This is a genomic window from Acidovorax sp. DW039, assembly GCF_037101375.1.
In the GTDB taxonomy this organism is placed as follows: Bacteria; Pseudomonadota; Gammaproteobacteria; order Burkholderiales; family Burkholderiaceae_C; genus Acidovorax.
Map to the genome: position 1 here is coordinate 4157501 of NZ_AP029019.1, position 24544 is coordinate 4182044.

General features: G+C 54.7%; 27 protein-coding genes. 3 read left to right on the plus strand and 24 right to left on the minus strand.

Annotated elements, in window-relative coordinates; translation table 11 throughout:
• Positions 1 to 184: 184 nt before the first annotated feature.
• The 7 genes from AACH87_RS18595 to AACH87_RS18625 form a co-directional block, all read right to left on the minus strand.
• The gene (locus AACH87_RS18595) at positions 185 to 1294 is read right to left on the minus strand and encodes a chemotaxis response regulator protein-glutamate methylesterase (RefSeq protein ID WP_338799014.1); all 1110 of its coding nucleotides are present in this window, start codon (positions 1292 to 1294) and stop codon (positions 185 to 187) included.
• 15 nt (positions 1295 to 1309) lie between these two features.
• Complete coding sequence (gene cheD, locus AACH87_RS18600; RefSeq protein WP_338796009.1) at positions 1310 to 2011, minus strand: chemoreceptor glutamine deamidase CheD; 702 nt, start codon at positions 2009 to 2011, stop codon at positions 1310 to 1312.
• A 71-nt stretch (positions 2012 to 2082) separates the two neighbouring features.
• Entirely contained in the window at positions 2083 to 2940 is an 858-nt protein-coding gene (locus AACH87_RS18605; RefSeq protein ID WP_338799015.1) for a CheR family methyltransferase, read from the minus strand.
• Positions 2941 to 3038: 98 nt separating this feature from the next.
• Positions 3039 to 3527, minus strand: coding sequence for a chemotaxis protein CheW (locus tag AACH87_RS18610; RefSeq protein ID WP_338796010.1), 489 nt, complete (start codon positions 3525 to 3527; stop codon positions 3039 to 3041).
• Positions 3528 to 3564: 37 nt separating this feature from the next.
• Complete coding sequence (locus AACH87_RS18615) at positions 3565 to 5700, minus strand: chemotaxis protein CheW (RefSeq protein WP_338796011.1); 2136 nt, start codon at positions 5698 to 5700, stop codon at positions 3565 to 3567.
• Positions 5701 to 5738: 38 nt separating this feature from the next.
• Positions 5739 to 6101 carry a response regulator gene (locus tag AACH87_RS18620; RefSeq protein ID WP_338796012.1) on the minus strand — a complete coding sequence of 121 codons (363 nt, stop codon included), beginning with the start codon at positions 6099 to 6101 and terminating at the stop codon, positions 5739 to 5741.
• 49 nt (positions 6102 to 6150) lie between these two features.
• The gene (locus AACH87_RS18625; RefSeq protein ID WP_338796013.1) at positions 6151 to 6597 is read right to left on the minus strand and encodes a hypothetical protein; all 447 of its coding nucleotides are present in this window, start codon (positions 6595 to 6597) and stop codon (positions 6151 to 6153) included.
• Positions 6598 to 6776: 179 nt separating this feature from the next.
• On the opposite strand from AACH87_RS18625, the gene AACH87_RS18630 reads away from it, so the two are divergent.
• Both AACH87_RS18630 and AACH87_RS18635 read left to right on the plus strand, forming a co-directional pair.
• Positions 6777 to 7892: an ATP-binding protein gene (locus tag AACH87_RS18630; protein ID WP_338796014.1), complete on the plus strand. Its 1116-nt coding sequence runs from the start codon at positions 6777 to 6779 to the stop codon at positions 7890 to 7892.
• Entirely contained in the window at positions 7885 to 8514 is a 630-nt protein-coding gene (locus tag AACH87_RS18635) for a response regulator transcription factor (RefSeq protein WP_338796015.1), read from the plus strand. The genes AACH87_RS18630 and AACH87_RS18635 overlap by 8 nt, the downstream gene beginning before the upstream one ends.
• Before the next feature lie 13 nt (positions 8515 to 8527).
• On the opposite strand, the gene fliR is transcribed toward AACH87_RS18635, so the two are convergent.
• From fliR to fliF, 13 genes are all read right to left on the minus strand, one after another.
• Positions 8528 to 9298 carry a flagellar biosynthetic protein FliR gene (fliR, locus tag AACH87_RS18640; protein ID WP_338796017.1) on the minus strand — a complete coding sequence of 257 codons (771 nt, stop codon included), beginning with the start codon at positions 9296 to 9298 and terminating at the stop codon, positions 8528 to 8530.
• A 13-nt stretch (positions 9299 to 9311) separates the two neighbouring features.
• Positions 9312 to 9581, minus strand: coding sequence for a flagellar biosynthesis protein FliQ (gene fliQ, locus AACH87_RS18645; RefSeq protein WP_338796018.1), 270 nt, complete (start codon positions 9579 to 9581; stop codon positions 9312 to 9314).
• 15 nt (positions 9582 to 9596) lie between these two features.
• Positions 9597 to 10352: a flagellar type III secretion system pore protein FliP gene (gene fliP / locus AACH87_RS18650; protein WP_338796020.1), complete on the minus strand. Its 756-nt coding sequence runs from the start codon at positions 10350 to 10352 to the stop codon at positions 9597 to 9599.
• A gap of 37 nt (positions 10353 to 10389) precedes the next feature.
• Positions 10390 to 10731, minus strand: a complete 342-nt coding sequence (locus tag AACH87_RS18655; RefSeq protein ID WP_338796022.1) for a flagellar biosynthetic protein FliO — start codon at positions 10729 to 10731, stop codon at positions 10390 to 10392.
• Positions 10732 to 10738: 7 nt separating this feature from the next.
• The gene (gene fliN / locus AACH87_RS18660) at positions 10739 to 11173 is read right to left on the minus strand and encodes a flagellar motor switch protein FliN (protein ID WP_338799016.1); all 435 of its coding nucleotides are present in this window, start codon (positions 11171 to 11173) and stop codon (positions 10739 to 10741) included.
• Positions 11163 to 12167, minus strand: coding sequence for a flagellar motor switch protein FliM (fliM, locus tag AACH87_RS18665; RefSeq protein WP_338796023.1), 1005 nt, complete (start codon positions 12165 to 12167; stop codon positions 11163 to 11165). Before fliM ends, fliN begins: the two co-directional genes overlap by 11 nt.
• A gap of 18 nt (positions 12168 to 12185) precedes the next feature.
• The gene (locus tag AACH87_RS18670; protein ID WP_338796024.1) at positions 12186 to 12767 is read right to left on the minus strand and encodes a flagellar basal body-associated FliL family protein; all 582 of its coding nucleotides are present in this window, start codon (positions 12765 to 12767) and stop codon (positions 12186 to 12188) included.
• Between the two features lie 333 nt (positions 12768 to 13100).
• A complete protein-coding gene (locus tag AACH87_RS18675) occupies positions 13101 to 14474 on the minus strand; it encodes a flagellar hook-length control protein FliK (RefSeq protein WP_338796025.1) in 1374 nt (457 codons plus the stop codon).
• Positions 14413 to 14877: a flagellar export protein FliJ gene (fliJ, locus tag AACH87_RS18680; RefSeq protein WP_338796026.1), complete on the minus strand. Its 465-nt coding sequence runs from the start codon at positions 14875 to 14877 to the stop codon at positions 14413 to 14415. The genes AACH87_RS18675 and fliJ overlap by 62 nt, the downstream gene beginning before the upstream one ends.
• Positions 14878 to 14894: 17 nt before the next feature.
• Positions 14895 to 16289: a flagellar protein export ATPase FliI gene (fliI, locus tag AACH87_RS18685; RefSeq protein ID WP_338796027.1), complete on the minus strand. Its 1395-nt coding sequence runs from the start codon at positions 16287 to 16289 to the stop codon at positions 14895 to 14897.
• Positions 16279 to 17019 (minus strand): flagellar assembly protein FliH, encoded by a 741-nt coding sequence (locus AACH87_RS18690; protein WP_338796028.1) that lies wholly within the window; start codon positions 17017 to 17019, stop codon positions 16279 to 16281. Before AACH87_RS18690 ends, fliI begins: the two co-directional genes overlap by 11 nt.
• Complete coding sequence (gene fliG, locus AACH87_RS18695) at positions 17006 to 18001, minus strand: flagellar motor switch protein FliG (RefSeq protein ID WP_338796029.1); 996 nt, start codon at positions 17999 to 18001, stop codon at positions 17006 to 17008. The genes AACH87_RS18690 and fliG overlap by 14 nt, the downstream gene beginning before the upstream one ends.
• Before the next feature lie 26 nt (positions 18002 to 18027).
• The gene (fliF, locus tag AACH87_RS18700) at positions 18028 to 19725 is read right to left on the minus strand and encodes a flagellar basal-body MS-ring/collar protein FliF (protein WP_338796030.1); all 1698 of its coding nucleotides are present in this window, start codon (positions 19723 to 19725) and stop codon (positions 18028 to 18030) included.
• Between the two features lie 182 nt (positions 19726 to 19907).
• On the opposite strand from fliF, the gene fliE reads away from it, so the two are divergent.
• Complete coding sequence (gene fliE, locus AACH87_RS18705) at positions 19908 to 20219, plus strand: flagellar hook-basal body complex protein FliE (RefSeq protein ID WP_338796031.1); 312 nt, start codon at positions 19908 to 19910, stop codon at positions 20217 to 20219.
• Positions 20220 to 20322: 103 nt separating this feature from the next.
• Here fliE and AACH87_RS18710 read toward each other — a convergent pair whose 3' ends face one another.
• From AACH87_RS18710 to AACH87_RS18725, 4 genes are all read right to left on the minus strand, one after another.
• Complete coding sequence (locus AACH87_RS18710) at positions 20323 to 20622, minus strand: flagellar protein FliT (protein WP_338796032.1); 300 nt, start codon at positions 20620 to 20622, stop codon at positions 20323 to 20325.
• A gap of 3 nt (positions 20623 to 20625) precedes the next feature.
• The gene (fliS, locus tag AACH87_RS18715; RefSeq protein ID WP_338796033.1) at positions 20626 to 21081 is read right to left on the minus strand and encodes a flagellar export chaperone FliS; all 456 of its coding nucleotides are present in this window, start codon (positions 21079 to 21081) and stop codon (positions 20626 to 20628) included.
• A 72-nt stretch (positions 21082 to 21153) separates the two neighbouring features.
• On the minus strand, positions 21154 to 22590 hold the full coding sequence (fliD, locus tag AACH87_RS18720) for a flagellar filament capping protein FliD (RefSeq protein WP_338796034.1): 1437 nt from the start codon (positions 22588 to 22590) through the stop codon (positions 21154 to 21156).
• A 231-nt stretch (positions 22591 to 22821) separates the two neighbouring features.
• A complete protein-coding gene (locus AACH87_RS18725; RefSeq protein ID WP_338796035.1) occupies positions 22822 to 24300 on the minus strand; it encodes a flagellin in 1479 nt (492 codons plus the stop codon).
• Between the last annotated feature and the right edge of the window lie 244 nt (positions 24301 to 24544).

Genomic DNA, 24544 nt, shown 5'->3' on the forward strand with positions numbered 1-24544 from the left:
AGTATAACAAGAATTTCCACCTCATCTGGAAGATGCACGATTCTTTTCTCACGCCTGGGCGATCGCCTCCTCCAGTGCTTCTATATACAGACGAGGAACGTCGCACCCCGTCTGATCGCGATAGGCGAGACTGCGAGGGGGCGCATCTGAAAGCAAACGAACCACCCACGAAATCATGAAAGCATCAGATACGGTGCAAAACTCTATCCGGAGCTCCACGAAGTCGAGCTAGCAAGGCACCAGCGATCTGTCCAAGCGGGAGCACCTCGTCAGCAGCCCCGTGAGCAATAGCCTCGCGCGGCATTCCAAAAACGATACAACTAGCTTCATCCTGAACATAGTTATAGCTGCCAGCATCTTTCATTTCACGCATGGCAGCAGCCCCATCATTGCCCATGCCAGTCAACATGATGCCGTAAGCGTTTCGCCCAACGACAGCTGCAGCCGACTTGAACAGCACTTCAACAGAAGGCTTGTGACGATTGACGGGAGGCCCATCATCAACAACCGCGACATAGTTCGCGCCACTGCGCGCCACATGAAACTGTCGCCCTCCTGGCGCAATGTATGCATGCCCTGGCAGAATGCGCTCGCCATTCACAGCTTCCTTCACCGTAATTTGGCATAGACCATTGAGACGAGCTGCAAAACTTGTCGTAAAACCCGGAGGCATATGCTGCGTAATTACGATAGCAGGAGAGTCCGCGGGCATCTGCACCAGCACCTCCTTGATCGCCTCGGTCCCTCCGGTGGAAGCACCGATACAAATCAACTTTTCGGTGGATATTCGCCCCATTAAACCGGAGGGAGCTGCAGGTACCGCGGAGCCTGGCGCATGGAGCAGCTGGGGAGCCTGAGGCTTACCTTCGCGAACGGTACCTTTGCGGACCTGCGCCACTGCCGCAACGCGAATTTTGTCGACGATTTGCTCAGCTAATTCATTGAGCCCGCTTGTTAACCCAACGCGAGGCTTGGCAACAAAATCAATCGCACCAAGTTCCAGAGCCTTCATGGTCACTTCCGCCCCACGTTCCGTCAGGGTAGAAATCATGACGACCGGCATTGGTCGAAGGCGCATGAGTCTTCCAAGGAAATCAATGCCATCCATTCGAGGCATCTCTACATCAAGTGTGATTACGTCGGGATTCAGCTCCCTGATCATTTCACGAGCGATAAGGGGATCATTGGCAGTACCTACACATTCCATATCGCGCTGACGGTTAATGATCTCAGCGAGCAAGCTACGGACCAAAGCAGAGTCGTCTACAACGATGACTCTAATTTTCTTATTCATCAACCACGACCTCACTCAAAACAGATCCACAGAACCGCCAGCATTACTCTTAGCGACGGTTGCTGCATTCCCACGAACCTCTTGGGCAACATCAGGATGCGCATGCGCCAAACGCTTCACCATTGCTTTACCCGTCACAGGGAAAAAGACAACCTTCCTCGGATAAATATCCAGCACATCCTCAGAAACAATGGGTATACGCTCAGTATGAAGGTAATTCAGAACAAAATTCGTATTACGTTCACCAACGTTCATCGTGGTGAAATTGTGCATAACTTGTGCGCCGCCGAATATTTTGGCCTGCATAGTTTCACGCCGGGCACCAAGCTTCAACATTTCGTTGATCAGCACTTCCATTGCATATGAACCATACCTTCCAGACGAGTCTCCAACTTCACCATCAGGAAGCATAAAGTGATTCATACCGCCAACATGCGCACGGCTATCCCACAGACAAGCTGCAATACACGAGCCCAGAACTGTCATGATCACCATGTTTTCGTTGGCGACGAAATACTCTCCCGGTAACACCTTTACAGCGTTGTGTTGAAAGTGATGGTCCAGATAAAAAAAAGACGCCTCGCCAGGACGTCTTACACGCGCCTTCAACTCCTCCAAGGAAGAGTCTTTGGCCGAGCCGGTGGAAGAATATACATCGGCACTCAGCGGCGCAATGCGGGGGGCACGGCGACGCTCTATTCCTCCTTGGGCTTGCATACTGCCTCCAGCTGCAGAGGGTTGGCTAGGTCTTATGTTGCTCATGAGGTAGTAGCTTTTAATCAAAGAGATCAGCGTCTCTCATAAACCGTTTTACCACGCAGCGTAAATAGGTCTTTGGATTCGCTGAAATTTTCGGCATGACCAACAAAAAGAAGTCCACCCGGTTTCAGCACACGATGGATTTTTTCCAGAACGCGCCGCTGGGTTGGAGCATCAAAGTAAATCATGACATTCCTGCAAAAAACGACGTCGAAAGGCTCTTTAAAAGGCCAGTCATCCCGGATGAGATTGACACTCATAAAGTCAATCAATTTTCTGAGTTCAGGCTTCACTCTGGCCATACCCGAGTTTGCGCCCTTGCCCCTGAGGAAGAACTTCTGCATCCTTTCGGGTCCAACTCCTTTAAGACTTTCCAAACGATAAATTCCATTACCTGCGGTAGTCAAAACCTTTGAGTCAATATCACTAGCAGTTAACTTGAAAGAGGGATTGCTTCCGAGTGACTCTATTGCTGTCATCACTATTGAATAAGGTTCCTCACCCGTTGATGCTGCGTTGCACCAAACTCGCCATGCTGTTCCAGCGGATTTACTCTGCAAGTGGTTGGCAAAAATTTCGAAGTGATGCTGCTCTCTGAAAAATGCAGTCAAATTTGTTGTAAGGGCATTGACAAATTCTTGCCATTCGGGACCATCATTGTGTTCCAACCAAGTCAAATATTCATGAAAACTTGAATGACCAGTTTCTCTCAACCGTCTAGAGAGACGACTGTAAACCATCGCATGCTTGCCATCGTGCAGGCTAATGCCAGCTCTTTGATAAATAAGAGACTGCACGCGGGCAAAGTCCGCATTGGTCCACACAAACTCACGCCCCTGAGCTAGAGGGCCAGAAGGATTGGATCCGGCACCACCTACATCACTCATTGGAATCTGAGAGCGGGTATTTTTTATTGCTTGGGAAACTTGCGACATGACCATCCCCAGAAAGTTACATAACCAACCCGCACTCCAAAGTTCAAAAACTATTCGTCTGCAGTCACCAACCCCATATCAACACTAGACATTAGCTTCTCGATATCTAGCAGAATCAGCATTCGGTCCCCAACAGAACCCAAGCCCAAGATACAGCTGTTATCAATAGCACTTTCGATATCCGGAGCATTTCGAATATTTTCTGCAGTTAACTCCATCACGTCACTGACGGAGTCAACAACAACCCCAACAACACGATTTCTCAGATTCAGAATAATCACCACAGTAAAGCTACTGTAATCTGCTTGGGCACAGTTGAATTTCAACCGCATATCTACGATGGGAACAATGGTTCCTCGCAGATTAACAACACCCTTTATAAAAGAGGGCGCATTAGCAATACGAGTAGGTTGCTCATATCCGCGTATTTCTTGCACCTTCAAGATATCGATACCATACTCTTCCTGATCCAGCCGGAAGGTAAGATATTCCCGTGCTCCGGAAGGTGCTGAGTCAGCTGGTTTACCCACGACACTCATACAAACTCCTTCAAATGTGTTCTTTTAGTGATGGTTTTCAATGGCGCGCTCTGCGAACCAAGCCACCTGTATCCAGAATCAGCGCGACAGTTCCATCACCCAAAATCGTCGCTCCGGAAACGTTAGGTACCTTTTTATAGTTGGTTTCCAAGTTCTTCACGACGACCTGATGCTGCCCAAGCAACTCGTCCACGAGAAGTGCCACTCGGCTGCCATCTGCCTCGACAACGACCATGATGTTGCTGGATTTATTCAAGTCAAAGCGAGGGACTTGGAATATTTTCTCCAGGGCGATGACAGGCATGTATTCATCACGCACCTTCACCAACTGGGAACCTTGAGCTACGGTACTGACATCGTCTGCGTTGACTTGGAACGACTCCACAACAGAGGACAAAGGAAGAATGTAAACCTCGTCTCCTACCCCAACGGACATACCGTCCATGATCGCAAGAGTGAGCGGCAAACGAACAGAGACCTTCATGCCGTAACCCTCGGCAGAATCGATCTCCACAGTCCCATTCAGCGCAGCAATATTTCTTTTTACCACGTCCATGCCCACGCCGCGTCCAGAAACGTCAGTGACTTCATCGGCTGTAGAAAAGCCCGGGGCAAAGATAAGCTGCCAAACCTCAGCATCAGTCATCTGCTCAGAAACATCCAAGCCACGCTCCTGAGCCTTGCGAAGGATCTTCTCTCTCGAGAGTCCCCGGCCATCATCTCTCACGTCAATCACAATAGAGCCACCTTGGTGCGATGCGGACAAGGTGATTGTTCCGTGCTCTGATTTACCTTTAGCCAGTCGATCAGCAGGCAACTCAATTCCGTGATCACAGCTATTTCGAACCAAGTGAGTTAATGGGTCGGTAATTTTTTCTACCAACCCTTTATCCAGTTCAGTGGCCTCACCCAAAGTGACCAAATCTACCTTCTTGCCCAACTTGTTTGCCAAATCTCTCAGCATTCGAGGGAACCTGCTGAAGACGATGGACATGGGAATCATCCGTATCGACATCACGGACTCTTGCAGATCTCTGGTGTTTCGGTCCAAATCCGCCAAACCTGCAAGCAATTGCTGGTAAGCACCCGCATCCAATCCCCTGCTGTTCTGAGCAAGCATTGCCTGGGTGATCACCAGTTCACCCACCAAGTTGATGAGCTGATCAACCTTGTTGACGGCAACGCGGATCGTAGTGGACTCCATCTGCGCCTGGCTAGGCACTTTTTGCTCAGCAACAGGTTTTGCCGTTACGACGGATTTACGAGGTGCATCTTCAGACACCACTCCCACAGGCGGTGCAGCTTGAGCAGTCGTCGAAGGAGCTCCAGGGGCATCACTGAAGAATCCATAGGCAGCGTCTCCGCCCGCAGCTTCGGAACCGGGTGATGCCCCACCTGCTGAACCAGCAGCGGTGTCCACGAAGCGCACTTGATCCTTCGACACATGGAAAGCAAACAGATCAAGCAGGTCGTCAGTCGAAGACGTGGTCTCCACTGCGAATACTCTCATGTTCGGGCTAGCCCCTGAGATATCCTGAATGGTTCCTAACCCTGCGATATCTTTAAACAGCTCTTTAATGGCATCTGCCTGCTCCATTCGCTCCAAAGGACCAATGTGGATTTCCAGTTGACGTAACTGACCAGGCACATGCGTAGTCGCAACGCTTGGTGAGGGCGCAGGAGTTGCGACTGGAGCAGCAACCGCAGGGGTGGGCGCTGGCACTGGAGCCGACGCCTCCTCTGGCGCCAAGCCAGCCGCGAGATCACTGATACGTTGGACCAATGCGGTTGTAGAAACAGCTTCACCAGCTCCGCCAGCTTGGTGCCTCGCAAGCAAGCTGCGCGAGGCATCTGCAGACTCCAACAACACATCCACCATTTGGGGAATGGGTTGGAGTTCGTGCCGGCGCAGCTTGTCCAACAGAGACTCCATCTGATGCGTCAACTCTGCAACATCAGAAAAACCAAATGTGGCAGCACCACCCTTGATGGAATGTGCGCAACGGAAAATACCGTTCAGCTCCTCATCGTTCGCTTGGCTCAGGTCCAGATCCAGCAACATCTGCTCCATCTGGTCCAGGTTTTCCCCAGCTTCTTCAAAGAAGATCTGATAAAACTGACTCAGATCAAAATCAGCACCTGACCCAGATCCTTCTTGGTGGATTTCTGCCATGGTTGGCTCCTATCTCAGTGAATTGACGATCTGCATTACTAGCGGATCACCTTCTGAATAACTTCAATCAAACGATTCGGATCAAAAGGCTTCACAAGCCAACCGGTCGCCCCCGCAGAGCGTCCCGCTTGCTTCATCTGATCGCTGGACTCCGTAGTCAATATCAGGATAGGAATCGTCTTGAATTTAGGATGCTCGCGGAGTTTGCGGGTGAGGCCAATTCCGTCCAGCCTGGGCATGTTTTGATCAGCCAGAACCAAATGGATTTCATGACTCTCCGCTTTTTCGAGGGCATCTTGCCCATCCACCGCCTCCACGACGTGGTATCCAGCACCGGTCAGGGTGAAGGAAACCATTTTTCGCATGGAAGGTGAATCGTCTACGGCAAGTATTGATTGCATTTAAGACTCCAGCTGACTTGAATATATGTATGGGGTGGTACCGTGGTGCTTAAAACAGGTCGACAGAACCAGCATCCATTTCACTCTGGGTAACAGGATTGGGACGATCTGGCGCCATCTCGGCGAAGGGGGCTGCTTCTTCCCCTTCTTCTTGCCCCATGGCTTCAGAAGCCAAACGAAAGGCACACCCCTGCAATACCTTAGTAGTGTGCCAAATGAGCTGAGACGCCATGTCCTGAAACTGAAGCTCAGTCACAGCACTTCGCAAAGCATCACGTGCGGCGGCCAACTCAGGAGATTGGGCGACACGGGAGTCTGTCAGTGCAGCATTTGCCTCGCCAAAACGCTCAAGCAAATTGTCTGTAGCATGACTCAGCAGGCCTTCCAACCGGTGCAAATCATGCATAACGACCAGCAATGAGTCTTGAAGCTCAGCTGCCACCATGACAGGAACATGGACCGCAGGCCCTCCAGGCGTTGTTAGCGTAGATTGCATCGTTTCTCCATTGCAAAAAGCAGCAAAGCACGCTCGATCATCAAAGACGAAGTCGCAGAGTCGATTTTGCTGAACCCACTGCTCATTTCACACGAGCCATTGGACGCCGGCCTAGTGAGCCCTCTCAACCGGACAAACACCCTTGTTTGTTCCAAAATGTATCCTATGATAACGCCCCTATGGTCACGATAGCACCAGAGCAACACCTTCAAATACTTCACCTTGAAGATTCGCTGGCCGACCAAGACCTAGTGCAACGTATTCTTCACAAAGCGTACCCTTTATCCAACGTTATTCCTGTCGACTCGCTGGAGTTGTTTGAAGAGCTCATAGCAAAGAAACGTTTTGACATCATCCTAGCGGACTACAGGCTCAACGGGTTCACTGCCCTTGATGCGTGGCAATGTGTTGCGCGGTCGCGTCACCCTCTACCTTTCATTTTGGTCTCTGGCGCCATTGGTGAGGCGGCGGCGGTAGACGCCATGAGGCTCGGCATCTCAGACTACCTGCTCAAGGACGACATCACTCGACTGCCGCATGTCGTAGCTAGGGCTATGGAGGTGCATCAAGCTAAACAGGAAAAGGAAGCGGCGGTAGCAGAACTGGCAGAGTCTCAAAAAAGACTGGTGGAGCTGACGGCACATTTACAGAGCTCGATAGAAAACGAGCGTGCATCTATTGCACGCGAGATTCACGATGACATCGGAGGAGCACTGACAGCTGTTAGGTTTGATGTCTCCTGGATCAGCCGCCATGCACCCGATATTGAGATTCAACGGCACGCCAATGCTGCGGTAGAGATGCTGCAGCATGCAATTGGCGCAAGCCAGCGCATCATGATGGACTTACGCCCGCCAGTGCTGGAACAGGGACTTGTTGCAGCAATCCGATGGCTAGTCTCATCCTTTGAGCGCAGAACAGGCGTTCCCGTTCGGCTCAGCGTGAGCAGCGAGGACATGTCAGTCCCCCAAGACATTCAAGTGGTGGCCTATCGCACAACCCAAGAAGCCCTCACCAACATCACAAAGTACGCGAACGCCACCCAAGTGGCTATCGATCTATCAGATCAGGAAAACGTACTCACCCTGGAGATTGCGGACAATGGCTGTGGCATTCCCTCCGAAGACCGAAACAAACCAAAGGCATTTGGACTGAAAGGCTTGCAAGAGCGAGCGCGAATTGCCGGAGGGTGGCTAGACATTGGCAGCCAAGTGGGTAAGGGGACATGCATTACGCTGACAGTCCCCCTAATATCATCACGACCAACAGACAGGGACGAGGTCATAGATGATTAATGTGGTTTTATGCGATGACCATGCTGTTTTACGCCGAGGTATTCGCGACACATTGGTCGAGGCAGCAGACATTCGGGTAACGGGGGAAGCAAACGGATACTCTGAGCTCAAGGAACTACTGCGCTCAGCACCCTGTCACGTATTGCTGCTAGACATCAATATGCCTGGACGCAATGGTCTTGAGGTATTGGCAAGCTTGCGGGAATCACACCCGGACATCAAAGTCCTCATGGTTTCAATGTACCCAGAGGATCAGTACGCTCTACGATGCCTGAAAGCAGGTGCCCAAGGCTATGCCAACAAAGCAGGTGATCCTGTGGAGCTCATCACCGCAGTCAGAACAGTAATGCAGGGCCGCAAATATCTGACTCCAGAGGTGGCTCAAATGCTTGCGGACAGCTTGTCCCAACCCACGCCTGAGACACCCCATGCTGCGCTTTCAGAGCGGGAACTCCAGACGCTGATCAAAATTGCTTCAGGCAGGCGCCTATCGGACATTGCAGAAGAATTGATGCTGAGTCCCAAAACAGTGAGTGTGTATCGGTCCAGAGTGCTGGAAAAACTTCAGCTCACCAACAATGCAGAGCTGACGGTTTACGCAATCCGCAACCAATTGGTCTGACGGGTCCACCTCTTCATCGCTGCGACACAAAGATATCTACAGCGCGCTGCATCAAGGTCAGCATGGGCTGCTCCAGAAGAGGCAACGTGGCTGTGATACCAAGCATGCCCACAGTCAGGGTAACAGGAAATCCCACGGCGTAAATGTTCATCTGCGGGGCTACACGGGAAATTACGCCCAACGCCAGGTTGACGAACAGAAGTAGCGCAATCATGGGCAACGCAATCCACAAGGCACTAGAGAACAGTGATGCCCCCAACTCAAACAAGCGCATTTGGTTCAATGCTGCAAGAAAGTTTCCATTGACAGGAAAACGGTCAAAGCTCTTCACTACCGCCATCAACACCATCAAATGACCATTGATGACGATAAAGAGGAGCATCGTGATATTGCCAAAGAAGCGAGCAACGGCACTGACCTGGGCATTGCTGGTCGGGTCAAAAAAGGAAGCAAAGTTGAGCCCCATCTGCAGCCCGATCACCTCCCCCGCCAGTTCGACTGACGAAAACACCAGACGCACAGCGAATCCAATGGAAAGGCCGACCACCACTTGCTGTGCGACAACGCCCAAAGCCTCGCGTCCATTGAGATCAATCACTGGCTGATCAGGCATTACAGCCTGGGCGCAAACCGCAACCAGGAATGCCAACCCCACCTTTGCTCGCATGGGGATCACGCGCATGGAGAAGATTGGGGCCACCGAGAAAACTGCCAGCACCCTGAGAAATGGCCAAAGCACCGGCGATAACCAGGCCATCAACTGTGCTTCACTGAACGTGATCACGACCTATCCAGACCTACCCAATGATGGACGGAATGGACTCAATGGTTCTGCGGATGTAATCCACCAAGGTACTGATCATCCACGGGCCACCGATTGCAAACACCACAATGGCAGCAATCAGTTTGGGAACAAAGGCCAAGGTAGCCTCATGAATCTGCGTCACAGCCTGAAAGATGCTGACCACCAAGCCCACAGCCATTACCACGCCCAAGACAGGCATGGAGATCATGAGAAGCAAAGTCAACGCATCTCGTGCAATCGTCAGTACCAATTGAGAAGTCATTCTTGAAATCTCCTCTCAGGTCACAAAACTGGCGGCGAGTGAGCCCAGCAACAGATTCCAGCCATCAGCCAAGACAAAAAGCATCAGCTTGAAGGGAAGTGCTACCAGCACTGGCGAGAGCATCATCATCCCCAACGACATCAATATGCTTGATACAACCATGTCGATCACCAGAAACGGAATGAAGATCATGAAGCCAATTTGAAAGGCTGACTTCAGCTCACTGGTCACAAAGGCGGGAACCAACACGCGCAGAGGAGCCTGCTCTGCCTTGACCTCAGGAGCCAGACGTCCCAGGCGGGCAAACAAGGCGAAATCAGACTGACGTGTCTGCTTCAGCATGAACTCCCGCATGGGGGCCTCTGCTCTTTCCAAGGCCTGCTCAAATCCTATGGCATTGCTGGTGTACGGCACATATGCGTCTTGATAGACACGATCCAGCGTTGGCCCCATCACAAACATGGTGAGAAACAAAGAGAGTCCCACGATCACCTGATTGGGTGGTGCAGACTGTGTGCCCAAAGCCTGGCGTAGCAAGGACAGCACAATGACGATGCGAGTGAACCCCGTCATCATCAACAAGATGGCGGGCAAAAATGACAGCGCTGTAAAGAACAGCAATGTCTGAATGGGAACGGAATAGCTGTTGCCACCTGCCCCTGTTCCCACCAACACAGGAAGAGAGCCACCCGCACTTTGGGCGAGTGCAGGATCACCCGGCAAAGCTGCCAACAAAGCCACTGCACCTAACACAGCGATCTGTCTCACCATACCGCCACGGTGCCACAGACAGCGCACAGAACGACAATCAGGCATCGGCATCTTTCACCGACTGAGCAATCTCCATTTGCCTGGCAAAGGAGTTCTGCCCGCCAACTTCGCTGGATCGAACCATGGGGATAGTGTGCAGGCAGGTGATCTGCTGGGCAGTCACACCCAATACCAAAACAGAACGCGCATGTTCTGGTCCCACTTCAATGGTAACTACACGCTGCTGGGGCCCTACAGCGACCGAGCTCAGCACACGCGAAACCGAAGCACTTCCCTCCCGCAGACCCAGCGCATGCTTTTGCTGAATCTTTCGCACCAGCCAAGGCAAACAAGCCATCCCGGCAATGAACAAGATGACAACGGTCAGGGTCTGGCCCATACCTGCGTTATCCACGGCTCACACGCCTGAGACGCTCCGATGGAGTCACCACATCGGTCAAACGGATACCGAACTTGTCATTCACAACCACCACTTCGCCTTGAGCAATCAGGTAGCCGTTGACCAACACATCCATGGGTTCACCGGCCAACGCATCCAACTCAACCACAGACCCTTGCGCCAACTGCAGGATGTACTTGATCGGAACCTTGGTACGCCCCAACTCCACCGAGAGCTGGACAGGAATATCCAGCACCATGTTGATGTCGTTGACAGTTTCCCCTCCGCCAGCAAAGGGGCGGACGGGTTCACCTGCCAGAGGCCCGCCCTGCTCTGCCTGAGCAGATTTGCTGTCGTCGCGCTTTTGCTCTTCTAGAGCCTCAGCCCAGCCAGCAAACGGATCATCCGCGGCTTCTTTGTTGTCATTTTCTTCAGTTGACATCTTTTTCTCCAAGCCAGCTCATGTCCGATGTGCGCAGGCACTCCTCAATACGTATGGCGTATTTGGAGTTGTGCGTTCCGTACTGGCATTCAAAAATGGGAACTCCACCAATGGAGGCCTTGATACGCGGCTCGCGATCCAACTCAATGAAGTCGCCCGGCTTCATGGCGAGCAACTGCTCTACGGTGGCATCCGCCTTGGCAAGCTCAGCAACCAAAACAACCTCAGCAGCCTGTATTTCCCGCGTAAGCACCCGCACCCAACGGCGGTCTACTTCAATCGAGTCCCCCTGCGTAGAGGAATAAAGCACATCTCGAATAGGCTCCAGGGTTGCATACGGCATGCAAACATGGATCGCCCCCGAGAGATCACCAATTTCCAGCTGAAACGCTGTAGAAACCACAATTTCACTCGGGGTCGCGATGTTGGCGAACTGGGGCTGCATTTCCGAGCGTTGGTACTCCAGTTCCAATGGGTAGATACCGTGCCAAGCCTTCTTGTATTCAGCACAGATCACATCGACCAGTCGATTGATCACTCGCTGTTCAGTAGGAGAAAAATCCCGACCTTCAATACGGGTCTGGAATTTGCCGACACCACCATACAAGGTGTCAATAATTCCGAACACAAGAGAAGGTTCACACACAATCAACCCACTGCCGCGCAAAGGCCTGATGGCGACGATATTGAAGTTGGTAGGAACGGCCAGTTCACGCAGAAAAGCGCTGTAACGCTGCACCGCGACCGTACCCACCGATATCTCAGGGCTACGACGGATGAAATTGAAAAGCCCAATGCGGAAGTTACGCGCAAACCGCTCGTTGACGATTTCCATCGTCGGCATACGCCCGCGGACGATGCGCTCTTGGCTCGAAATGTCATAGTTTCGAACCGACCCCGCCTCAGCAACCTCTTCGACCGATTTCTGGCTTTCACCCGTGACACCCTCCAGAAGGGCATCAACTTCTTCTTGCGACAGGAATGAATCACTCATGGAGCACTCCTTTACGGGTCACTGAATGATGAAGCTGGAGAAGAGCACCCGCTTCACGGGGTTCTTTTCGGCTCGGCGGCGTGCAGCGCGCTCTTCCTCCTCATCCTCAGAATCCTGGGAGGCGCGCTTCTTGGGCGTGTAGACAGGAAAGCCCAATGGCTTGGAGACTTCGCGAAGGATGTCGTTGGAAAGCTTTTCCTTGCCTTCACGCTGCAATAACTCGGTAGAGGTACGCTGCGAGACCACCATCAGGATACCGCTGCGAATGGAAGGAAGATACTGCTTGACTTGATCAGCAGTCTTGGCGTCCGCCACCTCCAAAGTGATTCCGATCTGAGCAAAGCGCTCTCCGCCCGGATCTGCCAGGTTGACCACCATGTTCTCCATCGGCAGGAAGGTAGGAGGCCCCTTCGCCGCAGACTCTTTTGCTGGCGCAGGCTCCTCCGCGGCTTCTTCTTCTTTGGGGTGAGCCCGACTGGAGAGCAACCAGGCCGCTGCGCCACCTCCCAGCACCAGCAACAAAACTACGCCGATGATGATTACCAGCAATTTTTTGCTTTTGGTCTTCTCCTTGGCCGGAGCGGCAGCATTGTCAGACACGGGGCGGGTTCCTTGCGGTATGGATTCGGCTTGCCATGCACGAGGGCATGAACCAGACGCTGACTGGAATTGTCAGCCGAGGGGCAATTCAATAATAGCCAGAATAAAAGCCCAAAACCATGGCAGTCCTCCCTCTGCCAGTACGAGAGCAAACTACAAAGAGGAATGCCGTGAACCAAAGGGATGCCGAACTGTAGCCCTTTGCTCACTCAGTCGGCGTGATGGTCATCGATAGGGCACAGTCTGGGCTTTGATGACCACGCGCAGTCCGGGCAGCAAATACCCTAGGCCGCACTCGATTTGTGTACCAGCCTCAACGAGCCCATCCGCAAATCAAACAAAGATATCCAGTGAGCGATTACCTGCAGAAGCCGAGGGGTGGCGTACAGCAGTGGTATTGGCAACCTCAACCTTGGCTTGGCGCATGGACGGATTGCGTTCCGAAGAGGTCTGTTCTTTAGAGGAGCCCCCTCCCTCTTGGCCAGAAGTACCCACACTGCTGCCCGAGAGCATCAAACCTTGGTCACGCAACATGTCGCTCAACTGAGCCATATTCCCATCCAGCATCTGGCGGGTGTGCGCCTGGTCACTGCGGAAGGACACATGGGCTACGTTGCCTGACAGACTCACAGACACCTCGACGGGCTTGCCATCGTGCGACAAGGTGACTTCTGCATTCTGAGTTTTTTGATTCACCCAATAAGTGACCTGTTCCGCCAGAGCCTCATCGGCACTGGCAAACACAGAAGCATCCTGCAGCCCGACGTCATGCAAGCCCCCGCCAGGCGCTTCATGAATGGATGCCCCCCAGGCTCCCTCGCCAGAGTATCCAACTCCAGATGCATCGCTTCCCAAATCGGCAGCAGATCCGCCACGAACCGGAGCAATCTCTCCCATAGCGCCCAGCGCTTCCGAGGGCATTCCAGATGGAAGTGCTCCTGCAAACTCTGCACGCCCAGATTGCTCACGCGCAAAGGTGGATTGAAACTGCATGGACTCACGCACAGAGCTGGTCTGCAGCGAAGTCAGAGCGCCTGATATACCTGATATGTCAGCCGCCGGAACACCAGCCTTGCTGACATCCCCAGCAACTCCTTTGACCAGTCCGGCAGTCGCTTGGGCCAAAGTCTCGCCGCGCTGCCCCATCGCGGAGCCAAATCGTGAATGCGGAGGTCGTCCTTGCGTGAGCAGCGCGGCGGCGGCATCTCCATCCTTGACGTCACCCATACCATCCAAGGCTGCGGTCTGAGTCACCAGCCCTCCCCCCACAGGGTCATGAGCCCACATGAGATTGGAGCTACCGACCTGGACATCGGTCGAACCTGAAGCAGGCGCTCCTTTCAGCATCGTTTTATCGAAACCAGCGGCCAACATGTTGGCGGTCAGCAAGCTCTGCTGTCCGTTCCCTGCGTACGGATCCACCAGATCAGAGGCATCCTTGGCAGACAGTGCCAAAGGATCTGCATCTGAAAGGTCTGCGGTTCCGTCCGCAGCCAAACCGTCACCCAAAGCCGCCATCAATGCAACGAAGCCACCCGCAGTCGCATCCTGCGCCGCATCTGCTGCAGGCTTATCCGCCTTCTTTGGACGGGAGGCATGTGTGGTTTGGGAAGGCTGTTGGGGGGATATACGTGACTGTTCCATTTCAATTCTCCTGGCCTTCCCGGCCTCTGGCACCACTGTGATACTGAATTGCTGCACGCTCATCGGTCTGCTTTTGTTCACGGCGCATTTGCTGCAGGGCAATTTCCCTCTGGCGCGCTTCCAGCACCTTGCGCAGACTGGCCAGCCGAAGCTCTGCATCCAGCAAATGCTTGCTCGCAGCCTCAACTCTTTGCACATGCCCATCCACTACGCCCGTCTGCATGGAAGCCGCAGCCCCCAGACGCCCTAAAAACTGGTGGTGGTGGTACATCACTTCGGGCTTGAGGGTGACTCCCTCGCGCGCGCCCCATCGCTCGCTGGTTTCCTGCGCGTAACTCTCCAGCTGATCGAGCTGACTCTGGGCGCCTCGCTGAGCGGCCTGAGCGTTCTGCAATGCCTGGCGTGCCTCATCGCGCTTGCGCTCTGCCACACTCACGGCAACCATCAATGCGCTGAAAGCTGACATGGTTTCGCCACTCCGCACTAGCCGTTAAGTACCTCTGCCATGGCAGAAACGCTCTGCTCCATGGAGGAGGCATCAAACATGCCCTGCTGCAAACAAGCCGCCATCTGCGGCTGCAGCCGAATGGCTTCGTCCAGCGCAGGATCGGACCCACTCATATAAGCGCCCACCTGCACCAGATCCCTGCTCTTCTGGTATCGCGAGTACACAGCACGAAAGCGGCGGGCGAGTTCGAAATGCTCGCGGGACACTACGTTGTGCATCACTCGCGAAGCCGATTGCTCGATATCAATGGCGGGAAAATGCCCGGACTCGGCCAGCGCACGGGACAAAACAATGTGGCCATCCAGAATGGCACGCGCAGAGTCAGCAATCGGATCTTGCTGGTCGTCTCCTTCTGAGAGCACGGTATAAAAAGCCGTGATCGAGCCGACCCCATGCAACCCATTGCCGCTGCGCTCAACCAACTGCGGAAGCTTCGCAAAACACGAGGGGGGGTAGCCTTTAGTGGCAGGCGGCTCGCCAATGGCCAAAGCAATCTCGCGCTGGGCCATGGCATATCGAGTGAGCGAATCCATCAACAACAGCACGTGCTTGCCCTTGTCTCTGAAATGCTCCGCCACCGCTGTGGCGTATGCCGCCCCCTGCATGCGCAGCAACGGAGGGGCATCCGCAGGCGCAGCAACTACCACCGAACGGGCACGGCCATCCTCGCCCAGGATGTCTTCGACAAACTCCTTGACCTCTCGGCCACGCTCACCAATCAGCCCGACCACGATGACATCTGCCTGGGTGTAGCGAGCCATCATTCCCAGCAGCACACTCTTTCCTACACCCGAGCCTGCAAACAATCCCAACCGCTGCCCCCGACCCACCGTCAGCAGCGCATTGATGGCCCTGACACCTGTGTCGAGGGATTCCCGCACCGGGTCTCGGTCCATGGCATTGATCTGACGGCGATCCATAGGCTCGGCTGCAACGTCTACCAATGCGCCACCATGGTCCAGTGGTACACCTTGGGCATCCACCACCCGTCCCAGCAAGCCATCACCCATGGGCAAGCGCAGGACACCCGCGCGAGCAACGGGTTTTCCCAACTCACCCAGGCGAGGAGGAGGCACGTAGGGCGCTGCGGGCACCACACTGGCACCGCTGGACAATCCATGGATGTCTCCTGCGGGCATCAAAAACGCCTTGTCTGCAGAAAAGCCCACCACTTCTGCCAGCACGGGTTCGTGCCCCGGCATTTGAACCATGCACTGGGAACCCACAGGAACACGAATTCCCGCAGCCTCCAAAACAAGCCCCGTCAATCGGGTCAATGTTCCTCGCGTTTCCAGGGGTACATCTACCGACGCACGGTCCCGCGCATCGGCCATGAAACGTTCCCATGAGGTGACAGGTTCAATGGGCATCTGCTGCCTCTTGCTGGCCTGCTTGTTCGTCCCAAGGCGACTGCAGACCCAGCGCCGCCACCGCACGCTCCCAGCGCTTGGCCACTGACCCATCCACCACGGTGCCGCCCGACTCCACAAAACAATCTCCAGCGGAAACCGATGCGTCTGCCAGCCATTGCACACGACCGCCTTCGCTGAGAGCAAGCAAGGCATCCTGGAGTGTTTCCATGTCTGAAGGATTCATCCGGACGACCGCAGGCCGTCCCTCTGCCAGCAACATGCCCACCGCCTCCTGAACCACAGGAAGCAATGTCTGGGAGTTACAGGACAACTCCTTGCGTACCACCTGCTTTGCAATCTCACAGGCCAGAGCCAGCACCTCTTGTGCCATGTTTTGCTGAAACCCCGCCAGCGAAGCTTCCAGCGATTGCGTCACGGCGTGGAGACGCTGCGCCAGATCGTTCCCCTGCTGGGCGATGTACTCGTCCATGCGGTGCTGCCATTCCAGCGCAGTCTCCGATTGACCTTGAGCCAAGCCTTGGGCAAATGCGTCATCCCAGGTCTGCTGGATCATTGCAAGATGCACGGCCTCGTCAACGACAGGAGCGGCGGGCTCTGGCAATGCCTCAGGTTCTGGCGCAGGCTCCACCAGATCCGAGCCATCCACGGCACCGAATTTCCACTGGGTAACAACCCCCACCTCTTCACTGGGGATGAACCGTGAGTAATGACGATTAAACGAAGGCATCGTCGCCACCACCACCGATCACGATCTGGCCTTCGTCGGAAAGGCGCCGTACCGTCTTGAGAATTTCCTTCTGCTGCGCTTCCACCTCCGACAGTCGCATGGGTCCACGGGACTCCAGATCGTCCCGCAGGGCCTCCGCTGCACGCGAAGACATGTTGGAGAGAAACTTCTCACGCAGTTCTGGCACGGCTCCCTTGAGCGCAACGATGAGTGTTTCAGACGCCACTTCTTTGAGCACGATCTGAATGGACTTGTCGTCGAGCTTGAGGATGTCCTCAAAGACGAACATCTTGTCCATGATCTTCTGGGCCAGATCAGGGTCATAGCCACGGATGGATTCGAGCACCACCGCATCCATGTTGCCACCCAGCAGGTTGATGATTTCGGCGGCAGCCTTGACACCCCCCAAAGAACTCTTGCGAATCTTGTCGCCGCCTGCCAGAACCTTGAACAGCACCTCGTTCAGGTCTTTCAACGCAGTGGGCTGTATGCCCTCCAGAGTCGCAACACGCAGCAGTACTTCGCTGCGTTGCCGATCCGTCAGCTGCTGCAGGATGCCAGCAGCCTGCTCTGAGTCCAGATGCACCAGGATGGCAGCCACGATCTGAGGGTGCTCGTTGCGCAACAGTTCGGCAACGGAAAGTGGATCCATCCACTTCAGGCTTTCAATGCCCGATACATCTCCGCCCTGCAGAATCCGGTCAATCAGCAAGGAAGCCTTGTCATCCCCCAGGGCCCGCTTGAGCACCGAGCGCACATAGTCACCGGTATCCGAGACCAACAGGCTCTGGGCGGAGGCGTCATCTGCAAACCGGTTGATGACGCTGTCCACCTTCTCTTTGGAGACAGACTTCATGCGGGCAATCGTCTCGCCCAGCTTCTGCACCTCTTTGGGAGACAGATGCTTGAAGACCTCCGCTGCCTCCTCCTCTCCCAGAGACATCAAAAGGATCGCGGCATCATTCAGACCTTGTTCATCCATGGCAAATCATCCCGTAGCTCATGACATCAGGCATTCTCGCCGTGCACCCAGGTTTTGAGGATGTTGGCCACAGCCACAGGGTTGCTCTTGGCCAGTACACGGGCTTCCTCCAGGCGCAACTGCTCAGGCGTAACTTCCGCGACCTCATCTTTCTTGGCAGGTGAGGGCAAGGCTGGGCGATCCGGCTGATCGGCCTCAATCGCATCAAGCTGACCTCCCGCAATCGGTGTCACTTCCGTCGGTTTGACCACTGTGCCCTTCAAGGCAGGGCGTACCAGACCCAGCAGTACCAGTGCAGCGAACAGCACCGCACCCAAAGGCCATGCAAATGTCTTGGCCAGCTCCTGCACTTCGGGCTGCTTCCACAAAGGCAGTTGGGCAGTTTGGGCATCTTCCACCAGGAAAGGCGTATTCATGAGATTGACCGAATCGCCCCGATCCTTGTTGAAGCCAATGGTTTCGCGCACCAAGCCCGTCATCTGCTCGACCTGTTCCGGCGTCAGCGCCTTGGCCGTAGGCTTGCCCTTTTCTTCGGTTGCAGGCTGGTAATTCACCACCACGGCAGCACTCAGGCGCTTGATGGCCCAGTTGTTGCCGCGCGTCACACGCACCGTCTTGTCCACCTCGTAGTTGGTCGTGGATTCGCGTTTGCTCGTCGACTCCTCAGCCCCCTGCTGACCACCTGCCGATGGGGCCGGATTGGCACCATTGACGGGAGCGGTGGAGGGTGTAGGTGGCTGGTTGGATACCGCACCCGGCACACCACTGGCTGTCTTGTTGGAGCTGCCCCGGCTCTCCAGCACCTGCTGACTGCGGATAGCGCCTGAATCAGCGGTCTGGTTGGGCCGGAACTGTTCGGAGGTCAGGTCGGTCTGCGAAAAGTCCAGCTCCGCGCTCACTTGCGCCTTGACGTTGTTGCGCCCCACCACTGGCTCCAGAATGTCCATGATGCGACGTGTGTACTGCTGCTCAATCTGCTGCACGTACAACAGCTGTTGAGCATCCACGCCGTTGTTGGCGGCGTCAGGGGATTGGGAGAGGAGCTTGCCAGTGTCATCCAGCACACTGACTGCAGAAGGTGCAAGCTCGGGCACGCTGGACGCCACCAGATGAACAATGCCAGCAAGCTGTGCTCGGTCCAGGATGCGACCGGGATGCAGGCTCACCAATACGGAAGCAGAGGGCTTTTGCTGCTCACGGAAAAAGCCGTTCTGGTTGGGCAGCGCCAGATGCACGCGGGCAGACTGCACTGAAGAGAGCGCCTGAATGGAGCGCGTCAACTCACCCTCCAGCCCACGCTGGAAGTTCAGCCGCTCCTGGAACTGGGTCATTCCAAAACGGTTGGTCTCCATCAACTCAAAACCCGTGACGGAGCCGCGTGGCAACCCTTGGGTGGCAAGGCGCAGTCGCACATCATGCACCCGCTCTGCGGGGATCATGATCGCCCCACCACCATCCGCATACTTGTACGGAACATTCATTTGGGACAACTGGGCGATGATGGCCCCGCCGTCTTTGTCGGTGAGATTGGAGAAGAGGACTTTGTAGTCCGGCTGGCGTCCAAGCACAGCGGCTGCAACGGCAGCACCTACCAGCAACGCAACACCCAGCCCAAGGCGTATGCGCTGACCACGATCCAGCAAAGACAACCGCTGCAGCCAGTTAGGGGTGGGGCTGGCGCTGGCAGGCGGTGTGACGACAGGGACTTCAGCAACAGCAGACATCTTGCTTTCCAATAAGACAGGCCTGACAAAAGACCTAGCGTTGGAGCGATTATTCGGCGAAGCCCCCAGGACGTTGGCTGGATAAGCCGCGCCTTTGACCATCTATTTCGCAGGTTTGACGCCCGCTGGATAGATAGGATCACAGCATACCCCCATTCCCCACAGCCCCCGAGGACACCGCCATGGACCTTCGTATTTCCAGCTCCACAGCTCCCTTGACGGGTACCGGCCTGGCTCGCCGCGCAGCAAGTCCGCAAACCGATAACAGCGATGTTGGATTCTCGAGCGCTCTGAAGGGCGCACTCAAATCTGTAAGCGCAGCGCAAAACCGCTCTACGGAACTGCAGCGCGAAGTCCAGATGGAGAACCCCTCCGTGAGCCTTGAGGAAACGATGGTGGCCATTCAAAAGGCGCAGGTGGGATTCCAGGCTACCCTTCACGTACGCAACCGTATGGTGCAAGCCTATACAGACATCATGAATATGCAGGTCTGAGGCAAGGGCAGCCAACACCCTTAATACTGAAAACCGCCCGCAAAAACAAAAAAGCGCTTGGTAAACCAAGCGCTTTTTTGTTGGATGAAGGACAGAGATTTGATCAGTGCATGATCACAGGCTGCCCGTCAAACAGGTGCTCAAACTGTGCAAGCCACGGCTCAGCCAGGCAGCGGATCTGAGCATCATTGCGCAGGATGCGCTGCATGATCCGCGTTTTTTCACGACGATCTTCAGGTTGCAACTCGTGCTGTTGCGACTTGAAACGCAACTGTTCAATCAGCACAGCGCAGGCCCCCTCGTAGCGCACCACGCCATCCCAATCCTTGAGCTTGGCAGCTTCCAGCATCTTTGCACTGCTGTCTTCAATCGCTTTGTAATAGTCAATCAACATACTGGACATGGCTCAGGCCTCCATCAACATAGGCTTGCCGGCATAGGCAGCAGCGGAGGCTTGGGGAACAGGGGTGGTTTTCTTGATTTCGTTCCACCCCGTGGCAATAGGCTCGATCAGGCGCATGACTTCCTGCAGCATCTCATCGCTGTTTTGTGCGTTGGCTGATATGAGCCTGCGAACACAGTAGTCGTACAGGGCTCCCAGATTTTCTGCGAGCTCACCGCCGTCCACACGGTCCAAGGCAGTACCTAAGCCCTCCTCAAGAATCCGGATGGCCTTGGCAATACTGTTGCATTTGGTCTGGATATCACCGCGAGCGATGGCACCACGCGCAGTGGCTACTGCGCCCAGCACACCTTCGTACAGCAAGCTGACCAACTGGTGTTGATCAATCGTGTGCATGCTGGTCTCTACGTTGATTCGTTGATAAGCGTTGACGGCTCTAGGGTTGTGGGCGGTAAACATGCTGACAATCCTTCAAGGGGTGATGATTTAGTTATCGGCATTCGCTGCCCAAACTAAAGACTCCACACCACATCAACCCGACGACTTGTTCCAAGTGGTCACTTGCTGAGCGACGTAGGCATTCAATGCCGTCAGTTTCGACATTTGGGTATCAAGAGCGGAATATCTGGCATTCAGACGTTTTTCAAAAGCATCAACCCGAGCCTCTCCACGCACCCGATCCGCTTCATTACGCTTCAGCGCCAACTGCAAAGAGTTGTCCTTGCTCTTGAAGAATCCGTCACCACTCAAAAGACTGGTAGTGGTGGCTTTGATCTTGACAGCAATGCCCTCTGCAGAACCACCCTCCGTGCTACGGAACATGTTCTTCAGCTCTTCCATGTTGTCATTCATTGCCTTAGCCAGCTTGGTCTTGTCAACGGCCAAATCACCTCCGCGCTGCTGAGTGATCCCCACATCTGCCAAACGCTGAAACACCGAAGAGCCTGTAGTGACAGACTGAACCGCCGAACGCAATGCACTCTGCAAGGCAATGGTGGTTGAATCACCCTGCAGCAACGCCCCCTTACCGGTGGTGGTATCAAACTTGGTTGCCTCGTTGATCAGCTGATTGATAGCGTTGTATGCAGAAACAAAAGCATCAATGTTGGACGAAACAGCAGAGGTATCTTTTGCCACAGAGATTTCAACTGGCGATGCAGTCACTTGGACGGCCGTGAAGGTCACTCCCGAAACCGTATTGGCAAAAGAATTTGTACCTGAAGAGACCGCAATGCCATTCACCGTGGCCTTCGCGTCGGCGGCCGATTGCGTCACGGTGCTGCCATTTACCAAGCGCGACAATCCTGACGCATCAGTATTGGCTGCGCTGCCAATGTCCGTATCGCCTCCTTCCATGACACTCAGGCGAAAACCGGCCTCTTCGCCAGTGACCTTGCTGCGCAGCAGCAGTCGCTCACCCGAGGCATCAGAAAGGATACTGGCCGTCACCCCGGCACCGGAGCCATTGATCTTGCTGGCGATATCGCTGAGCTTGTCAGACGCAGACACTTCAATATCCACAGGCGCTTTACCAGCGCCGGGAGTGAAGCTTTCTGGGGTACCACTCCACCGCCCCACCTCAAGCCTCACGGTCCCTGCACCCACCGCAGCACCTAACGGCATGAGTGCTGCAGACGCTGTGGACTGAGCCTTGGCAAGACTCTGGACTGCCACAGAAAAGGTCGTAGGAAGAGTCCCCCCCACCGCAGTAGCAGAAACGTACTTACTGTCTGAAGAGTTCGTGGAAACAGCATTCCAGCCCGTCACACTGGTTAGCTTGGAAGCCGCATCCGACAGAGCAGACACAAGTGACTTCATTTGCCCAAAAGCCGATATTTTGGTGGTGACAATGGCTTTCTGTGTCTCCAGCTTGGCCAAAGGCTCACGCTCGAGGTCCACCATCTTTTTAATGAGTGCCGCAGAATCCAAGCCACCGGTGCCCACGCCAACCGAAGAAAAAGTAGCCACATCAACCTCCTGAGCCGTTTCAGCGGAAATTATGGCGCGACTTGAAAATTAAGAACGCCAGTAAACCTGCCAAGAAACCCTTCATATCCAACGCTCTGGGGCACCCCACCAACAGTGCACACCCGCCAAGAAATTTAAGTGCAGCCCGTAGCCCAGAAGAGCTAAATGCGAAATGGCGATGACAGAAACCTGCCACCGCCATTTCACTATGGACTACCCATCAAACCATGCTTAGCCACGCAGCAGGGACAACACGCCCTGTGGCAACTGGTTAGCCTGGGCCACCATCGCGGTACCAGCCTGTTGCAGGATCTGAGAACGAGACAGGTTGGCTGTTTCCGAGGCGAAGTCAGCATCCTGAATGCGGCTGCGAGATGCAGACAGGTTTTCAGACGTCACCTGCAGGTTCGAAATGCTGGTTTCAAAGCGAGACTGCAAGGCACCCAGCTTGGCTCGTTCACCGTTGATGAAGGACAAAGCCGAATCCACAGTCTTCAATGCATCCGTCGCCTTGGAGAAGGTTGTCACATCCAGATCAGACACCTTCTTCAGGGTGGAAGATGCATCCGCAAACGCATCGGTTGCTGCGGCTGTAGAGGCATCCACCGAGAAGGACTTGTCCGAATCCAGGGTGATGTAGCCACTGGTCACGGAGTTGTCTGCAGTGGTATCGGCAGCCAGTGTGACAGCACCGCCCGAAGTAGTGCCGTCGGCAGCCAGCTTTTGCAGCGAAACAGTACCGCTGTTTTGCACTGCAGTATCTGCCACGCGGATGTCATTGCCTGTGGCGTTGGTCAGGATCACGCCTGTTCCAGCCGAGTTGAGCGATGCGGTCACCCCCGTCTTGGAGCTTTGATCATTGATGGCAGACACTGCGGCCGACAAACCGTCAGCAGTGTTGCTTGCACTCAGTGTGAAGGAAATAGCCTGATCCGAGCTATTGTCCGAACGCAGGTTGAGGGAGTAGGAGCCTGCGGCGCCAAAAGTCATCTGCACGTCCGTACGGGCTGTAGCGGTAACGCCCGTATCGCCCTTCACCGCATTCACGTTATCGGCTATGGTTTTTGCAGTTTCGTTGGCTGCCACGTTGACGACCTTGCTGCCCACCGAACCATTGATGGTGACAGCTGAGCTGGTAACACCGTTGGCACCCCAGGCGCCTGTGGCTGCCGAAGCGCCAGCAGCAGCGACTTGGTTGTTTCCGTAAACGGAAGTGCGCAGGTTGGCGGTAGCGGCAGTAATGGTCTGGTTGGCGTTGGCACCCACTTGGAATTGCTGGGTACCGAAGCTGCCATCGAGCAGCTTTTGACCGTTGAACTCGGTAGTTTGCGAGATCCGATCCAATTCAGATACCAGTTGCGAGACTTCCTGCTGCAGCGCCTTGCGGTCACCTGCGCTGTTGGAAGCGTTGGCCGACTGCACAGCCAGTTCACGCACACGCTGCAGGATGTCACCGGAGGCCTTGAGCGCACCTTCAGCCGTCTGAGCAAGCGAAATACCGTCATTGGCGTTACGCACAGCTTGATTCAAGCCCTTGATCTGGCTGGTGAAGCGCTCAGAAATCGCCAGACCGGCGGCGTCGTCCTTGGCGCTGTTGATGCGCAAACCGGAAGACAGGCGCTGGATGGAGGTGTTGAGCGAACTCTGGCTTGCACCCAGATTGCGCTGTGCGGTCAACGATGCAACGTTGGTATTGATGGTGGATGCCATGGCAAATCTCCTGAAAAGAACTGACTGAATATGGCGTTTCCGCCAACTGGGCGCCAGGTCTACCTGGCCTCAGTGCTCACCAGTTGCCTTGGGGCTGTCGGGTGAACGGCGGGCCTCACTCTTGTTTCATGCGTCCCGTTGAGTAGGTTTTCGGGTGCTCGGCAGAAAACTTTAGGGGCAAACGCACGGATAAGACGGTTTTTCTGCGTCTTATCGCCCTAACACAAAAACAGCAGCTCCTCAC

Coding starts and splice junctions, on each gene's coding strand:
- AACH87_RS18655 (WP_338796022.1), bottom strand. CDS start 10,731: ATGGGCCAGACCCTGACCGTTGTCATCTTGTTCATTGCCGGGATGGCT.
- AACH87_RS18630 (WP_338796014.1), top strand. CDS start 6,777: ATGGTCACGATAGCACCAGAGCAACACCTTCAAATACTTCACCTTGAA.
- fliQ (WP_338796018.1), bottom strand. CDS start 9,581: ATGACTTCTCAATTGGTACTGACGATTGCACGAGATGCGTTGACTTTG.
- fliP (WP_338796020.1), bottom strand. CDS start 10,352: ATGGTGAGACAGATCGCTGTGTTAGGTGCAGTGGCTTTGTTGGCAGCT.
- AACH87_RS18605 (WP_338799015.1), bottom strand. CDS start 2,940: ATGAGTGATGTAGGTGGTGCCGGATCCAATCCTTCTGGCCCTCTAGCT.
- fliS (WP_338796033.1), bottom strand. CDS start 21,081: ATGTTTACCGCCCACAACCCTAGAGCCGTCAACGCTTATCAACGAATC.
- fliE (WP_338796031.1), top strand. CDS start 19,908: ATGGACCTTCGTATTTCCAGCTCCACAGCTCCCTTGACGGGTACCGGC.
- AACH87_RS18625 (WP_338796013.1), bottom strand. CDS start 6,597: ATGCAATCTACGCTAACAACGCCTGGAGGGCCTGCGGTCCATGTTCCT.
- AACH87_RS18690 (WP_338796028.1), bottom strand. CDS start 17,019: ATGCCTTCGTTTAATCGTCATTACTCACGGTTCATCCCCAGTGAAGAG.
- AACH87_RS18620 (WP_338796012.1), bottom strand. CDS start 6,101: ATGCAATCAATACTTGCCGTAGACGATTCACCTTCCATGCGAAAAATG.
- AACH87_RS18710 (WP_338796032.1), bottom strand. CDS start 20,622: ATGTCCAGTATGTTGATTGACTATTACAAAGCGATTGAAGACAGCAGT.
- AACH87_RS18675 (WP_338796025.1), bottom strand. CDS start 14,474: ATGAGCGTGCAGCAATTCAGTATCACAGTGGTGCCAGAGGCCGGGAAG.
- fliI (WP_338796027.1), bottom strand. CDS start 16,289: ATGCCCATTGAACCTGTCACCTCATGGGAACGTTTCATGGCCGATGCG.
- AACH87_RS18615 (WP_338796011.1), bottom strand. CDS start 5,700: ATGGCAGAAATCCACCAAGAAGGATCTGGGTCAGGTGCTGATTTTGAT.
- fliN (WP_338799016.1), bottom strand. CDS start 11,173: ATGTCAACTGAAGAAAATGACAACAAAGAAGCCGCGGATGATCCGTTT.
- fliF (WP_338796030.1), bottom strand. CDS start 19,725: ATGTCTGCTGTTGCTGAAGTCCCTGTCGTCACACCGCCTGCCAGCGCC.
- fliJ (WP_338796026.1), bottom strand. CDS start 14,877: ATGTCAGCTTTCAGCGCATTGATGGTTGCCGTGAGTGTGGCAGAGCGC.
- AACH87_RS18595 (WP_338799014.1), bottom strand. CDS start 1,294: ATGAATAAGAAAATTAGAGTCATCGTTGTAGACGACTCTGCTTTGGTC.
- fliG (WP_338796029.1), bottom strand. CDS start 18,001: ATGGATGAACAAGGTCTGAATGATGCCGCGATCCTTTTGATGTCTCTG.
- AACH87_RS18725 (WP_338796035.1), bottom strand. CDS start 24,300: ATGGCATCCACCATCAATACCAACGTTGCATCGTTGACCGCACAGCGC.
- cheD (WP_338796009.1), bottom strand. CDS start 2,011: ATGCAAGCCCAAGGAGGAATAGAGCGTCGCCGTGCCCCCCGCATTGCG.
- fliM (WP_338796023.1), bottom strand. CDS start 12,167: ATGAGTGATTCATTCCTGTCGCAAGAAGAAGTTGATGCCCTTCTGGAG.
- AACH87_RS18635 (WP_338796015.1), top strand. CDS start 7,885: ATGATTAATGTGGTTTTATGCGATGACCATGCTGTTTTACGCCGAGGT.
- AACH87_RS18610 (WP_338796010.1), bottom strand. CDS start 3,527: ATGAGTGTCGTGGGTAAACCAGCTGACTCAGCACCTTCCGGAGCACGG.